Source organism: Streptomyces scabiei 87.22 (genome assembly GCF_000091305.1).
Taxonomy (GTDB): domain Bacteria; phylum Actinomycetota; class Actinomycetes; order Streptomycetales; family Streptomycetaceae; genus Streptomyces; species Streptomyces scabiei.
Map to the genome: position 1 here is coordinate 141,397 of NC_013929.1, position 15,497 is coordinate 156,893.

Below are 15,497 nucleotides of genomic sequence, written 5' to 3' on the forward strand. Positions count from 1 at the left end.
TCAGCGGCTCCCGCATGACGGGGGAACCTCACAGCAGGCACTGGTGGCGCAGTTGGCCGTCCTGAAGGCGGGAGGGGTGTGCGTGCCGGCCGCGCACGGCCACAACCGGGCGCAACTGCGCGCGATCGCCTCCATCAGCGGCGCCTCCACCGTCCTGTGCAGCCGTTCCACCCGGGGCGCGTGGCCGCGGCGGTTCGCAGCGCTGCCCCTCGACGACCAGGGGACCACGCGACTCGCCGCCGCTCACCGGCGGGAGTCGGCGCTCCCCCTGTCCCACCCCAGGGAAGCCGCCTACTTGATGCTCTCCGGCGGCGGGCCCGACGGACCCGTCGGCTACCTGACCGACCACCGGGCCTGGCGGCTCGCCACCGCACAGCGGATCCGGGCGGCGGGCCCCGCGCCGCACCGGGTCTTCGTGGCCGGCCCTCCGGCCGACCCGCGCGCCGTGTCCGCGATGTGGTGGGCGTTCGCATGTGGGGGCTCGCTGCGCGCGCTGCCGGACACCGGGGCGCCGGTGGCACGCGACGGGATGCTGTGCGCCGCCGTGTTCAGTCCCGAGGAGTACGACGCCGTCGTGGCGACGCTCCCCATCCGGCCACGGCTCGTGCAGCTCCTCGGCGGCCCGGTGCCGGATGCACTGGTCGCCCGGCACTTCGCGGCACTGCCGGGTACGCGGCTGCGCGCCGATTTCGCCCCCATCGACGGCGCGTTGCCCTGGACCTCCCGAGAGGTCCGGCCGACGGGCGACGCGGAGTCGCCGGGCGCACTCGGCACCGCGGTGCCGCACGTCCGGGCGCGCGTCCTGGACCGCAATGGCCGCGCTCAGGAGGTGGGCCACGAAGGTGAGTTGTGCGGCGCCGGTGACGCGCTCCCCTTCGACGCCGTCCGCCGCCCCGGCATCGCGGCGCCGGCCTGGGAGGAGACCGCGCTGCTGCGCTCCCGAGTATCGGTGCGCCGTTCGGCGGACGGCGGCTTCCGACTGGCCGGACCGGCCTGACGAGGGCCGGCTGCCGCGCCCGCCGGGGCCGGCCGGTGGGGTGCGGCAGCCGGGATTCGCTCGACCGCGCGGGGAGGGGACGGGGGACCAGGCCCCGCCTCTTCCGTCACGGGGCCGGTCAGACCATCGTCACCTGGGGCGTCTTGTTCTGCTCCAGTGCCGCCACGCGGCGCGAGACGAAGTCGTCCTCCCATTCACGCAGTCGGATAAGTGCGAGGTCACGGTGGCTCTTCGGCTCGTACTCGGCGCACTCGGCGGCGTAGATTCCGATCAGGCCGTGGAACCGGTAGCAGCCCTGGGAGGTCCGCTCCAGCAGATGCCGGTCGGCGAGTACGTCGAGCAGGCGCCGAGTGGTCGTCAGGCTCGTGTCGGCCAGAAGTGCGGCCTGTTGCAGGGTGATCGGGCCGACGGAGGACAGGCCCAAGTAGCGGAACATGCGGGCTGCCTCCTCGGGCAGCGCCCGGTAGGACGCCTCGAACACCGTGCGCACGTTCGCGGCCGCGTCGCCCTCCACGGTGAGGTGGTCCAGTAGTCGGCGCCTGTCGGCGTAGCGGCTGACAGCCGTGGTCGTCGGGACGTCATGTGCCGCGATCAGTGCCTCGACCACGCTGCGCAGGGCCAGCGGGAGCCCCTCGCAGATGCGCGCCATGCGTGTCGTGGCCGCCCTCTCGTGCCGGAGCCGGTCCCCGCCCAGGTAGGTCAACAGCTCCGTCGACTCGCGCTCGGACAGCGGACCGAGCGTGATCGGGTGGGCCCCGTCCCGGATCACGAGTCCGGTGAGCCGATGCCGACTGGTGACGAGCACGATCGACGGGCCGCCGGGGATCAGCGAGCGGGCCTGTTCGGCGCTGAGCGCGTCGTCGAGCACCACCAGCATCCGCCGCCCGTGCAGCAGACTGCGGTAGAGGCTGATCCGCCCGGCCGGATCGCCGGGCATCCGGTCATCGTCGACGCCGAGACTGCTCAGCAGTTGGCCGAGCGCCTCCGACGCCGTGAGCCGCTTGCCCCGCAGGCCCGTGCTGCCGAGATCGACGAACAGCTGGCCGTCCGGGAAACGGTCGGTGAGCCTGTGGGCCAGCTGCAAGGCGAACTCCGTCTTGCCCACGCCCGCCAGGCCGTCCACGACGGCCACGGTCATGGCGGCGCCGGAGCGCGACACGTCTTCGGACAACAGCTCCTCAAGGTCGCTCAGTTCCGTCCCACGGCCTACGAAGCCCCTCGCCACCGGCGGCAGTTGCGCGGGGCGTGGACGATCGTGCGGCGCGCTGCCCACCAGGGCGGCGACCGGAGCCCGGGACTCGTCCCGGCAGGCGGCGACCTCGCGTCCGGCCAGGATGTCCTGGTGCAGGTTCGCCAGCTCCGCGCCCGGCTCGATGCCCAGTTCCCGGCTGAGCAGCCGCTGCGTCTCCGTGTAGACGGCCAGCGCGTGAGCCTGCCTGTCGCAGCGGTACAGGGCGAGCATCAGCAGCCAGCGCAGCTTCTCCCGCAACGGCTCCTCGGCCACCGCCGCGGACAGGTCTGCCACGACCTCGCCCTGGCGTCCCGCCCGCAGCATGTCCGACGCCCATTCCTCGACGACCGTCATCCGCAGGTCCTGCAGCCGAGTGCGTTCCATGGCCGCGTGCGGCCCCGGGATGCCCCCGTACGCCTCGCCGCGCCACAGGGACAGGCATTCCTGGTACAGCTTCAGGGCCCCGTTGAGATCGCCTTCCGCGCGGGCCCGGCGGGCCTGTGCGTGGCACCGGGTGAACCGGGTGAGGTCCACCACGTCGGGGCTGACGCGCAAGCAGTAGCCCCCGGCCGCGGAGACCAGCACGGAGCTGCTGCCCCGCCTGCTGCGGCCGGGATCCAGGACCCGGCGCAGCCCGGCCACATAGGTGTGCACACCGTTGGCGGCGGTCTGCGGGACATCGCTTCCCCAGACCGCGTCGATGATGTGCTCGATACTCACCACGTCACCGGCCCGGTCGGCCAGCAGCGCGAGGACGGCACGCTGCTTCGGCGGACCCAGGACGACCTCCGTGTCGCCTCTCCAGGCACGCACGGGGCCCAGTAACTGAACAGAGAGACATTCCCTCACCGTCAGCATCGTGCTGTCGCCTCCAGCCATCGGTCCGCTCCTCGCCAGCAGAGATATCGCTCGATCAGCCACGTGCTCCGGAACGGACGGCGTCCGTGCGGAGGGCCGTGGTTCCGGCGCGGTCGGCGCACCCCACCAACGACGCGGCGACACACCGCAGCTTCTCCCGCGTCTCCTCGAGTTCACGATCCGGTGTGGAGCGCTCGACGATGCCGGCGCCGGCCCGCAACCAGGTCCGGCTACTTTGCGCGTAGACACTGCGCAGCACCAGGGCGGCGTCCATGGCACCGTCCTCGCCGACTTTCAGCACGGCACCCGCGTAGGGGCCGCGCCGGTTCCGCTCGTACCGGCTGATGGCCTGGTAGGCGGACTCCTTGGGCACTCCGGAGGCCGTGACGGCCGGGAAGACGGCGGCGAAGGCGTCCCAGCAACTGGCGCCCTGGGGCAGCTGCCCCACCACACGGGAGGCCAGGTGCTGGACCGAACCACGCTCCTTGATCGACATGTACTCCTGGACGACGACCGACTCCGGCTCGCACGGGCCGATCAGTTCGTCGACCGCAACCTTCACTGAAATGGCGTGTTCGTGCAGTTCCTTGGGGTCCGCGAGAAGGTCGTCCCGGAGCTTCTGGTCCAACTGGGGATCCCCGGTCAGAGCTCGCGTGCCGGCGAGCGGCTGGCTGGACACGCGGCCGTCGGCGGAGACCTCTACGACGGTCTCCGGGCTGAACCCGAAGCAGCGCAGCCCGCCCATGTCGAAAAGGAAGGATCGGGCGGGCGTGTTCTCCAGGCGTCCCTTGTGATAGCTCGCCGGGAAGTCGATCTGGGCGGCTACGGGTATCTCCCGGGAAAGGATGGCCTTCTGCAGCTTGCCCGCACGGATTTCCGCGACGAGCGACGCGACACTCCGACGATAGGCGTCCGCACCGATTTCGAGGTCGGCCGGAACGGTCGGTAATTCGGTCGGCGTGGACTCCGCCGCGATCCGGGCCACCATGTTCTCGGCGGCGGCCAGCGCGTCGCTGTCGAGGCTGCGCAGGTAGACCCGGGAGTCGGCCAGTCGAAGCTCTGTCCGTGGGACCACGAGGTGAAGAAGCGTTCCCTCTTCTCCCGCCATTCCGGCGATGGCGTGGGAGAGCTCGAACGCACACCAGCCGTACGCCGTCCAATCATGGATCGGCAGGTCGGCCAGGAAGTTCTTCACCGAGGTGAGCGGGTCGCCGGACCAGGGTTCCGCTCTGGTGACACCGTCTCTCGTGCACCTGATGCTTTCGGAATCGACTATCACCTCGGCGGCGACTCCGCCGGCTATGGACCACTCGCCCGCGGTCTCGTGGACCATGGTCGTGTCGAAGAGGCCTGAGGCGGCGAACCCCACGGCGATGTCCAGCGGTTCACGGGAGGTGTGCACCACGGCAGTGCGGTAATGGGCCTTCATGTCACTTCCTCCGAGTACAGGGCGACGCCACGTCCGGCCGAGCAGGGGTGAGCTCGCCGACGGCCGCAGTCCTCGCCTCACGGAAAGCCGGGCAGGTGGAGCAGGCCTACGAGAAACAGGCATGACAGGGTGACAGCGATGAACATCCCGGATCAATGGGGACGCAGCGTCACCCGCACATACCGATACACAGGGTTCAGACAGACAGCGGACAGCGTTGTGGTCGCACAACGCACGACATGATCATCGCCCTCAACGGGCGGCAGAAGACATGGAGTCGATCCGCTCAACCCCGCGAGAAGAGCATCCCACTATCACTGAAATCCGACCATGCATTATTTCCCCCGTATCAATGATCGCTCTGTCGACGAGTCCACCACACCGACCGAGCAGTCGGCAACAATATTGCATTCAATCACGCCACGTTCAACAACCGCTCAGAACCAGCCAGCAGCCAACGGTCAGCGCTCAAAGAATGGGCAGGCGTCGAATAAGAAGTCAAGAAAGCGACGGCGGGGTGACGGGGGACGACACTCCCACCGTCGCAGCTCATGAGGAGCCTACGGCAAGGCCAGTGACACATCCCCCGTGACACTTCCGCACGCGGTCAGTATACGCGTATAATACTACTCTCCGCAAGGCCATCGATCGGCCCGCCGGCCAGCCCGCCTTCGGCACCGAGGAGCGTCCTCGCATTCGGTGGTGACAAGGCGGACTGACCCATACAGGATGGTCCGCATGTCCAACTCCACCATTCCCGAGGCAAGTCGGCTGCCCCGCCAGATCGCGGACGCCTATGTGGACGCTCTCGTGGACCTCGACCCCATCATGGGGACGTATATCGGCGTCACCGCGAGTTCCGGCCAGCTCCCCGACTTCTCACCTGCGGGCCAGGATGCGGTGGCCGGCCTCGCCCGCGCCACCCTGAAGCAGCTCACCGAGGCCGAGGCAACGCCCGGCGCGGACAGCGCGGTCGAGCGCCGCTGCGCCCGCCTGCTGCGCGAGCGGCTCACCGCCGAACTCGCCGTGCACGAGGCAGGCGAGGGGCTGCGCACGGTCAGCAACATCAGCTCACCGCTGCACGAGGTCCGCACCGCCTTCACGCTCAACCCCACCGACACCGACGAGGACTGGGCGGCGATCGCCCGGCGGCTGCGCGCCGTACCGGACGCGCTGCGGGGCTACCGGGCCGCCCTGGACACCGGCCGCCGACGCGGCCTTCCTGCAGGACCCCGCCAAGTCGCCGCTGTCATTGGCCAGTTGACCGAATGGATAGGCGCGGACCGTAGCTGGTTCGCACGGTTCACCGACCCGGGTCCCGAGCGACTGCGCGCCGAACTGACCGCGGCCGCCCGCATCGCCACCGGCGCGCTGGTGGAGTTGCGCACCTGGTTAAGGGACAGCTACGCCCCGGCCGTCGAGGGCACCCCGGACATCGTCGGCCCCGAACGCTACGGCCTCCTCGCGCGCTACCACAACGGCACCGACCTCGACCTGAAGGAGGCGTACGCCTACGGCTGGGCGGAGTTCCACCGGCTGCTCACCGAGATGCGGAAGGAGGCCGAGAAGGTGCTGCCGGGCACCAGGGATCCGTGGCGGGCGCTGTCCTGGTGCGACCGGCACGGCGAGGCCGTCGAAGGGGTCGAGGAGACCCGGCAGTGGCTCCAGTCCCTGATGGACGAGGCCATCGACGCCCTGGACGGCACCCACTTCGAGCTGGCCGAACGGATCCGCCGGGTGGAGTCGTGCATCGCTCCGCCGGGCAGCGCCGCAGCCCCCTACTACACCGAGCCGTCGCTGGACTTCTCCCGCCCCGGCCGCACCTGGCTGCCGACGATGGGCGAGACCCGCTTCCCCGCCTACGACCTGGTCACCACGTGGTACCACGAGGGCGTACCTGGCCATCACCTGCAGCTGGCCCAGTGGGCGCACGTCGCCGACAGCCTCTCCCGGTACCAGACCACCGTGGGCGTCGTCAGTGCCAACGCCGAGGGCTGGGCCCTGTACGCCGAACGCCTCATGGACGAGCTGGGCTTTCTGTCCTCCGCCGAACGGCGGCTGGGCTACCTGGACGCCCAGATGCACCGCGCCATCCGCGTCGTCATCGACATCGGGATGCACCTGGAACTGGGGATACCGGCCGACTCCCCCTTCCACCCCACGGAGCGCTGGACCCCCGAACTGGCCGAGGAGTTCCTGGCCGGCCACAGCAGCCGTCCTGCCGACTACGTCGAGAGCGAAATCATCCGCTACCTGGGCATGGCAGGCCAGGCCATCGGCTACAAGCTCGGCGAGCGGGTCTGGCTCCAGGGCCGGGAGGCGGCCCGCGCCCGGCACGGTGCGGCTTTCGACCTCAAGGCCTGGCACATGGCGGCGCTGTCGCAGGGATCCCTCGGCCTGGACGACCTGCTGAACGAGATCTCGGCGCTGTGAGCGTCCGCTCGCTGCAGGCGACGGGCCGGTATCGGGCCCCGATATCGTGAGGAGATCTGGTGATACGGTGTGGTTTCAACAAAACCTCAGGGGTAACCGCGCAAGTTGTGGCGTGTTTCGAGCACATCACCGGGTTGCGGACATCAGGGCAGCCGACAGCGGTCCACGCGCACGGTGTCCGATGCGGTCCCCGGCGGCCCGGCCTCCTTCCGGCGCCGGGCGGGGCCACCGTGCCATGGGGTCCGGGCTCTCTTCCCGACCAGATCACCATCTTCCGTCGGGCCATGACGTCCGCGGAATCGCTCATCAAGTCGTGAAGGAAGAGGGACGGATGGAGTCTCGAACCAAACGCGTCGGCAGAACCGGCCGTCCCCCCCGGCTGTCACAGGAAGCGATCATCGCGGCCGCACAGCGCCTGCTGGCGGAGGAGGGTGCCGACAGCCTGTCGATGAGGCGCCTGGCCAAAGAGCTCAGCAGCACCCCGATGGCGATCTATCACCACGTGCATGACAAGGACGAGCTCCTGCTGCTCCTGCTGGAGGCGCACGCCCAGAACATCCCGCACCCCGAGCTGCCCGAGGATCCGCGGGAGCGGATGATCGCGGCGGGACAGCTCCTGCACGACGTGCTCGCCGACTGCCCCTGGATCGTCGAGGTGCTCGCCACGGACAACCTCATGGCCGCCTCCGCGCTGTGGATCGTCGAGGCGATCGTGGACGCCGCCGTCGACTGCGGCCTCACCCCCGAGGAGGCGGTCGACGCGTACCGCACCGTCTGGTACTACACGGTGGGTGAGCTGATGATCCGTGTGACCCGAGCACGCCACCAGGCCGAGAGCGCCCGGCCCTCGTACCGGGACCAGACACTCGCCACCCTGCCGGCGGAGACCTTCCCGCGGCTGGCGTCCCTGGCCGACCGGTGGGCCGAGCTCACCGCCCGAGACACCCATCACCAGGGCCTCGAAGCGGTGGTTGACGGCCTGATCGCCCGCGCCTGACCCGGCAGCGCGTCCGTGGCCCGCCGCCGCCCGCGGCGGGCCACGGACAGCGGCGGTTCAGCCGACCGGTCCCTCGTCGAGCACCTGGGCGCGCAGCGCCTTCTTGTCGACCTTGCCCACGCCCGTCAGCGGCAGCCTCGCCCGCACCACCAGGCGGTCGGGCAGCTTGTAGGCGGCGATCCCGCGCGTCCTCAGGGCCGCCTGTACCTCGCGGAGCGTCGGCGGATCACCCGGGTCGTGGGGCACGACGCACGCGCACGTGCTCTCCCCCATCAGCTCGTCGGGCAGCGCGATGACCGCGGCGGCCCTGATGCGGTCGTCGGCGAGCAGATGCTCCTCCAGCTCCAGCGCAGGCACCTTCTCGCCGCCCCGGTTGACCACGTCGTTGACCCGGCCCACCACTTCCAGGTTCCCGTCCGTGGTGCGGGTCACCAGGTCACCGGTGCGGAAGTAGCCGTCCTCGGTGAAACTCGTCCTGTTGTGGTCGGACGCCCGGTAGTAGCCGCGCAGGGTGTAGGGGCCGCGGGTGAGCAGCTCGCCCGGCTCGCCCGGGGCGGCGGGCCGGCCGTCCCGGCGCAGCACGAGGATCTCGTCGGCCGGCGACATCGGGCGTCCCTGGGTGTTGCACACGACGTCCGAAGGGTCGTCCAGGCGGGTGAAGTTGAGCAGGCCCTCGGCCATTCCGTAGACCTGCTGCAGCCTGCAGCCGAGCGTGGCGGGCACCCGCCGCGCGGTGTCGGGGTCCAGCTTCGCACCGCCCACCTGGAGCAGCCCCAGGGACGAGAGGTCGCAGTCGTTCCACTCCGCGGCCTCCAGCCACAGGCGCAGCAGCGGCGGAACCAGGGAGGAGGCCGTGGCCCGGGCCTGCTCGACCAGCGGAAAGCACACGTCCGGTGTCGGGACCGGTGCCAGTACGGCTGTTCCGCCGAGCCGCAGCACGCCGAGCACGCCCGGACAGGCCAGCGCGAAGTTGTGCGCCATGGGCAGCGCCGCCAGGTAGCGGCTGTCCGGGCCGAAGCCGCACAGCCGTGCGCTCTCCCGCAACTGGTACGTGTAGTCGGCGTGGGTACGGGGGATCAGCTTGGGCCGGCCCGTGGTGCCGCCGGAGAGCAGGAACAGTGCCACGTCGAGCGGGTCGGGCGCGGGCAGTTCGACAGGCTCCGCGTCCACCTCGTCGAGGGGCGTGAACGCACCGCCGCCACCCGCGACCAGCACCTCCCGCAGGGTGCCGCAGCGGGCCGCGACCTCCTTGGCGAGCCGGGCGTAGTCACCGTCCACGGTCTCCGACGGACAGACGTAGACGGTGGCCTCGGCCGTGTCCACCAGGTGGGTGATCTCCGCCTCCCGGTGGGCGGGGAGCGCGAACACCGGCACAGCACCCAGCCGGAACAGCGCCAGCGAGAGCACCACCAGCTCGGGCGAGTTGGGCAGTTGCACGACCACGCGCTCGCCGGCCCGCAGTCCGCGGGCCCGCAGTCCCGCGGCCGTACGGTCGGCGGCCAGGTCGAGTGCGCCGAAGGTCAGGGAGCGGTCCGGGGTGACCACGGCGATCCGGGCGCTGTGGTCGGGGGTCCGGTACGGCCACTCGCCGAGTGTCTCGTCCGTCCAGTACCCGCGTTCCCGGTACCGCCGGATCATCTCGGCGGGCGGTCTCACAAGGTCTTTGCTCATCGGGGTCCCCCTAAGGTCCGCTGGGATGGGTCGGCCGGGCCGTGATCGGGTCCCGGGCTGGTCGCGGTGTGCCGCGGCCCTACGGCTCACGGCATGCTGGGCCACCGCTGGGGCGTGACGTCCGCTGTCCCGCGGGCCCGGGCCACGACGTGGTCGAGGATCTGCAGGCGGTGCGCCTCCAGATAGAAGTGGTCCCCCGGCAGGGCGTGCAGTTCGCAGGGGCCCTCGGTGGCCTCGCGCCACGCCGCGGCCTCGCGCTCGTCGACCTCGGGGTCCCGGTCGCCGCGCAGGACGGTGACCGGGGCGCGCAACGGCACGCCGGGCAGCGGCCCGTAGGTCTCGATGAGCTGGTAGTCACGGCGGATGGTGGGCAGGACGGCGGCCATCAGGGACGCGTCGTCCAGGACGCGGCTGCTGGTGCCGCCGAGCCGGTGGAGGTCGGCCAACAGGTCGTCGTCGCTGCCGAGATGCACGGTGCCCGGCCGGGACAGCGGCGGAGCGGGCCGGCCGGACACCACCAGGGCGGCAGGTGGTCGGCCGGCGGCGGTCAGTCCCCGGGCGACCTCGTACGCCACGGCGGCTCCCATGCTGTGCCCGAAGAGCACGGTGCGCAGGTGCGCGCCTTCGTGCCGGTCGGCGAGGAGTTCGGCGGTGATCGGGCCGACCAGCTCGGACATGTCCGTGGGGGCCGGTTCGTCGTACCGGTCCTCGCGTCCCGGGTACTGGATCACCGCGAACTCCACGTCCCAGGGGGCGTCCGCGGCCCACGCCCGGTAGTGGCTCGCGGCACCGCCGGCGTGCGGGAAGCACAGCACCTGAGCTCGGGCACACCGGCGGGGCACCGGACGGCGTACCGCCGTCCCGGTGCGGTGGGGTATCAGGGGGTCGGTCGACATCTCCGCCTCACTCGCTCGGTACGGGGGTCAGGGAAACCTGCCAGAACTGGGCGTAGCGGCCGCCTCGGCGCAACAGCTCCTCGTGGGTGCCCTGTTCGACGATCCGTCCGCCGTCCAGGAAGGCGATCAGGTCGGTCTCTCGGACGGTGCGCAGCCGGTGGGCGACCACGACCACGGTCCGACCCGCCAGCAGGCGGTCGAGGCCGTCCTGGACGGCTTGCTCGTTCTCCGGGTCGAGGCCCGAGGTCGCCTCGTCCAGCAGGACGACGGGGGCGTCCTTCAGCATGGCCCGGGCGATGGAGACGCGTTGACGCTCCCCGCCGGACAGGACGGCACCGCCCTCGCCCACCCTGGTCGCCCAGCCGTCCGGAAGCCTGGCCACGACCTCGTCCAGGCGGGCGGCCTCGGCGGCGGCGAGGACGTCGGCTTCATCGGCATCGGGGCGGCCCAGACGCACGTTCTCCTCGATGGTGCCGTCGAAGAGGTAGACGTCCTGGAAGACCACGGAGACACGACTCATCAGGTCCTCGGTGCCGATGTCGCGCACGTCCACGCCGCCGAGCCGTACGGCGCCCGCGTCCACGTCGTGGAAGCGCGCAAGAAGCTGCAGGAGGGTGCTCTTTCCCGCCCCCGAGGGGCCGACCACCGCCACCCGCTTGCCCTCGGGCACGGTCAGGGAGACTCCGTCGAGCACGGTGCGGCCTCCTCGGCGGAGGACCACCGAGTCGAGGACGAGACCGCTGCCGCGGGGCTCGACCGGCTTCCCGGGCTCCGCCAGGGGCGGTTCGCGCAGCACGGTGTCCAGCCGCTCCAACTCCCCTCGGGAGGCCCGCATCTGGCCGCTGAGGTCGGAGAGCGACAGCAGCGGGTCCACGCAGCGGGCGGCCAGCACCAGCAGCGCGAGCACCTCGGCCGGCTCGATCCGGCCGCCGAGGGCGAGCCAGGTGCCCAGCACCAGCAGCGCGGTGAACACCGCCTGCACGGTGAAGGACAGCCCCAGCACGCCGGGCAGCGCCGACAGCGCGGAACGCCGTACCGCGCGTCGCTGGCCGTCGAGGGCGTCGTCCAGCAGCCGGAACCGCTCGCTGGTCCGGCCGCCCACGCGCAGTACGGGCTGGGCACGCAGGTACTCGACGACGCGTCCCGCCGCCTCGTCGCCCCGTCGCGCGCGCTCCGCGTCGTGGGCCGCCGTGGCCCGGCCGGTCCAGATCAGCGCGGCCGCGACGACGGGCTTGGCCACCACCGCGGCCACGCCGAGCCGCCAGTCGTAGCACAGCATCACGATGACGACGGTGAGCGGGAGCACCCCGGCGGAGATGAGCGGCTGCAGGCGGTGGGCCGGGACGGCCATCACCTGCAGCACACTGCGGCTGGCGAGGACGGTCACGTCGCCCACGCGGCGCGGGGTGAACCAGCCCAGGGGCAGCCGGGCCAGATGGTCGCCGAGCCGGTGGTGCAGTCCGCGGGAGAGCGCGGCACCGGCGCGGAAGCCCGACACGTCCGCGCGGTAACGCAGCAGGGCGCAGACGCTCGCCGCGGCGGCGAAGGCGCCCAGCCATCCCCAGGCGTGCTGCGGTTCACTGCCGAAGAGGGCGCGCAGGATGGGGACCAGCAGCGCGTACGCCAGACCCTCGGCCACCGCGGCCACGGTCATCAGGGAGAGCGTGCGGCGCAGCGGGCCGGCGTGCTCGTCGCCGAGGACCCTCAGCAACAGGGAGATCATCGGTACTCTCCTCCTTCCGCGGCCGCTTCCCGGGCCGGCGGCGCGCTGTCGGGCCATGTCCGCTGTGCCTCCCACATCGCCGCGAACTTCCCGTCCTGTGCCAGGAGTTCGGCGGGCGTTCCCTGCTCCACCACGATGCCGTCCTGGAGGACGAGGACCTTGTCCGCCTCGGCGACGGTCTCCAGGCGGTGGGCGATGACGAGCTGGGTGCGGTTCTCCCTGAGCGTGTCGAGGGCGCACCGCACGTCGTACTCCGTACTGGGGTCGGCGAAGGCGGTGGCCTCGTCGAGCACCAGCACCGGGGCGTCGGAGAGCAGGGCCCGGGCGATGGAGATCCGCTGGGCCTCGCCGCCGGACAGCCCCACCTCCTCGCCGATCACGGAGTCGTAGCCGCGGGGCAGTTCGAGGATCCGGTCGTGGATGCGGGCCAGTCCTGCCGCGCGGACGATGTCGTCGCGGTCGGCGTGCGGGACCGCGAGGGCGATGTTCTCGGCAACGCTCGTGCGCAGCAGCCGGACGTCCTGCAGGACGAAGGAGACCAGGCGGTACAGGTCCCGTGACCCGATGTCGCGCAGGTCGACGCCGCCGAGCGACACGCTGCCGCGCGTCGGGTCGAAGAACCGCGGCAGCAGCTGGGCCAGGGTGGACTTGCCGCTCCCGGAGGGCCCCACCAGGGCGGTGACCGTGCCGGGTTCGAGGACGAGGTCGACGCCTCGCAGGACCTCGCGTCCGGGCTCGTAGGAGAAGACGACGTCGCGCAGCTCCACCCGGTGACCGCGCGGTGGCACGGGCGTGGCCGGCTCGGGCTGGGGAGCGACCCGCAGCAGCTCCTGGATCCGGCCGGCCGCCCGCCGGGCTGCCTGTACGTCGTCCAGGCCGTGTCCGAGCGCGGCGATCGGGGCGGTCAGGCCGAGCCCCAGCAGCAGGAACGGCAGCAGGTCGGCGGGCGGCATGGCGTCAGCGGTGATCAGTGCCGTCCCGCCGGTGAGGATGACGACCAGGACGAACGTGGGGGACAGCGCCAGGGAGGCCAGGGCACCCAGGGCGGCCACGCCGCTCACCCAGCCGAGGAAGTAGTCGGCGAAGTCGTCGGCCGCCTTGATGAAGGCACGGTGTGCCCGGCCGGCTCCGCCGAATGCCTTCACCACGGAGATGCCCTCGACGAACTCGACGGCGGAGCCGGCGATCCGGCCCATGGCCGCGTCCAGGGCCAGCTGGTCACGACTGCGGCTGTCGGACATGAGCATGAGGTTCAGCACCAGGCCGAGCACCACCGGGACCAGGGCGATCAGGGTGAGCCGCCAGTCGACGACGAACAGGTAGACCAGGGACACCAGCGGCACCACGACCGCGGAGGTGATCTCCCCGGGGGTGTGCGCGGTCAGCGGGTGCAGAGCGGCCACGTCGTTCTGCACCACCTGGCCGAGTTCGCCGGAGCTGCGCCGTGCGTACCAGCCCAGCGGCACCCGGCCGAGGTGCTCGGCGAGCAGCCGCCTCACGGACAGCTGCAGCTCGCCGTCGATGAGGTGTCCGATGCCCGAGGACAGGGCTCCGAACAGAACGCGGACGAGCAGTCCGACCGCCCCGACGGTCACGACCGTCCATACATGGTCTTTGTCCACCGGGCCGGGCAGCAGCAGCGCACGCCCCAACTCGACGACGGCGACGAGCGGGGCGAGGCCCCCGAGGGCGCTGACGATCTGCAGCAGCAGGACGGCGGTCAGGCCGAGCCGGTGCGGACGCAGCAGCCCGGTGAGCGGACGCCCGGCGGATTCCGCCCGGGTGGTCATCGCCGCACCTCCGTCGCAGGGAGACCGGCCTGACCGGACGGCTCGGCCGGCGCGCCCTCGCGGGAGCGGCCGGGCAGGACGACGGCGGCCACCAGCGCGGCCACGGCCAAAATCGCCCCGGCCAGGCCGAGCCCCAGCCCGAACCCGCTGGTCATGGCCTCCTCGGGTGACTCGCCCGAGCGGAGAGCGCCGCGGGTGTGCTGGACCTGAACGGTCACCAGCACGGCCAGGCCGAGCGCGCCGCCGATCTGCCGGGCGCTGTTGAGCAGCGCCGATGCCATGCCCGCCTCGTGGGGCGGCAGCCCCTGGGTGGCCGCGCCGGTCGGCGGCACGAAGCACACCCCGATGCCGAAACCCGCGACCAGGGACGGTCCGAGGATGTCGGCCAGGACGCTGCCAGTGGGGCTGATCAGGGCGAACCAGCCGAATCCGGCGGCCGCCACGAGGGCGCCCGGTACCAGCAGGGCCTTGGCCGACAGCGCACCGAGCAGCCTGGTCGAGACAGCGCTGCCGGCGATCATTCCGGCGCAGAACGGCAGGAACGCCGCACCGGTGGTGACCGGCTTCAGCCCGAGCACCTGCTGGAGGTAGAGCGAGACGAAGTAGAAGCCCGCGAACTGCCCCGCGCACACCAGCAGCAGGAAGAGATTGGCACCGCCGATGCCACGCCGGGCCAGCAGCCCCAGCCGGACCAGCGGGTCGGTCACCCGCGACCGGGTCTCGGCCAGGACGAAGGCGAGGAGCAGCACCGCCGCCCCCGCGAGGGTGCCGAGGGTCGTCGCCGAGCTCCAGGCGTACTCGTTGGTGCGTACGACGCCGAGGACGAGCAGTCCGATGCCCCCGGTGCCGAGCACGCCCCCGAGGACATCGAGCCGGCGCGTCCCCGCGGCGGCACCCGCGGGCACGTGCCGCCTTGCCAGCCAGGCGACGGCCAGGGCCAGCGGCACGTTGACGAACATGACCCAGCGCCAGCCGCCGTACTCGGTGAGCAGCCCGCCGGCGAGCACGCCCACCGCCCCGCCGACGGCCGACACGGCGGCGTACACACCGAGTGCCCTGGTGCGTTCGGGGCCCTCCCGCTGGGTGGTGGTGAGCACCGCGAGTGCGGCCGGCGCCATGGCGGCGGCGCCCAGGCCCTGCCCCACCCGGGCGACGATCATCTGCGTCGGGTTCTGGGCCAGTGCCCCGCCGAGCGACGCTGCGGCGAAGACCACGGCGCCGAGGACCAGCAGTCGCCGCTGGCCGTACACGTCGGCTGCCCGGCCGCCCAGCAGCAGCAGCCCGCCGAACACCAGCGCGTAGGCGTTGATGACCCACGAGAGCTGTTCCGGCGCGAATCCCAGGCCGCTGCGAATGGCGGGGAGCGCCACGTTGACGATCGACATCACCATCGTCACCGTGAACTGCGCCAAGGCCACCGCGAGGAGCACTCGTCCCCGGTCCGGACCCTTCTCTTTCACTGCTCCTCCATG

10 protein-coding genes are annotated in these 15,497 nt (G+C 71.7%); 3 read left to right on the forward strand and 7 right to left on the reverse strand.

Going from position 1 to position 15,497, the window contains the following annotated elements; translation table 11 throughout:
- Window positions 1-40: 40 nt before the first annotated feature.
- Entirely contained in the window at window positions 41-997 is a 957-nt protein-coding gene (locus SCAB_RS00610) for an AMP-binding protein (protein WP_078580000.1), read from the forward strand.
- Between the two features lie 118 nt (window positions 998-1,115).
- Here the strand turns inward: SCAB_RS00610 and SCAB_RS00615 are convergent, their stop codons facing one another.
- Together SCAB_RS00615 and SCAB_RS00620 are read right to left on the reverse strand one after the other, a co-directional pair.
- Window positions 1,116-3,041 (reverse strand): AfsR/SARP family transcriptional regulator, encoded by a 1,926-nt coding sequence (locus tag SCAB_RS00615; RefSeq protein ID WP_012998100.1) that lies wholly within the window; start codon window positions 3,039-3,041, stop codon window positions 1,116-1,118.
- A 100-nt stretch (window positions 3,042-3,141) separates the two neighbouring features.
- Entirely contained in the window at window positions 3,142-4,515 is a 1,374-nt protein-coding gene (locus tag SCAB_RS00620) for a salicylate synthase (RefSeq protein ID WP_037723808.1), read from the reverse strand.
- Between the two features lie 729 nt (window positions 4,516-5,244).
- Between SCAB_RS00620 and SCAB_RS00625 the strand changes: the two genes are divergently transcribed.
- Together SCAB_RS00625 and SCAB_RS00630 are read left to right on the forward strand one after the other, a co-directional pair.
- Window positions 5,245-6,948 (forward strand): DUF885 domain-containing protein, encoded by a 1,704-nt coding sequence (locus tag SCAB_RS00625; protein ID WP_012998102.1) that lies wholly within the window; start codon window positions 5,245-5,247, stop codon window positions 6,946-6,948.
- A 331-nt stretch (window positions 6,949-7,279) separates the two neighbouring features.
- Entirely contained in the window at window positions 7,280-7,945 is a 666-nt protein-coding gene (locus SCAB_RS00630) for a TetR/AcrR family transcriptional regulator (RefSeq protein WP_041668771.1), read from the forward strand.
- Between the two features lie 57 nt (window positions 7,946-8,002).
- On the opposite strand, the gene SCAB_RS00635 is transcribed toward SCAB_RS00630, so the two are convergent.
- From SCAB_RS00635 to SCAB_RS00655, 5 genes are all read right to left on the reverse strand, one after another.
- Entirely contained in the window at window positions 8,003-9,616 is a 1,614-nt protein-coding gene (locus SCAB_RS00635; protein ID WP_037723807.1) for a (2,3-dihydroxybenzoyl)adenylate synthase, read from the reverse strand.
- A gap of 86 nt (window positions 9,617-9,702) precedes the next feature.
- Window positions 9,703-10,512, reverse strand: coding sequence for a thioesterase II family protein (locus tag SCAB_RS00640; protein WP_046773375.1), 810 nt, complete (start codon window positions 10,510-10,512; stop codon window positions 9,703-9,705).
- Window positions 10,513-10,519: 7 nt separating this feature from the next.
- Window positions 10,520-12,235, reverse strand: a complete 1,716-nt coding sequence (locus SCAB_RS00645) for an ABC transporter ATP-binding protein (protein ID WP_012998106.1) — start codon at window positions 12,233-12,235, stop codon at window positions 10,520-10,522.
- Complete coding sequence (locus SCAB_RS00650) at window positions 12,232-14,025, reverse strand: ABC transporter ATP-binding protein (protein WP_012998107.1); 1,794 nt, start codon at window positions 14,023-14,025, stop codon at window positions 12,232-12,234. The genes SCAB_RS00645 and SCAB_RS00650 overlap by 4 nt, the downstream gene beginning before the upstream one ends.
- The gene (locus SCAB_RS00655) at window positions 14,022-15,485 is read right to left on the reverse strand and encodes an MFS transporter (protein WP_012998108.1); all 1,464 of its coding nucleotides are present in this window, start codon (window positions 15,483-15,485) and stop codon (window positions 14,022-14,024) included. Before SCAB_RS00655 ends, SCAB_RS00650 begins: the two co-directional genes overlap by 4 nt.
- Window positions 15,486-15,497: the final 12 nt, after the last annotated feature.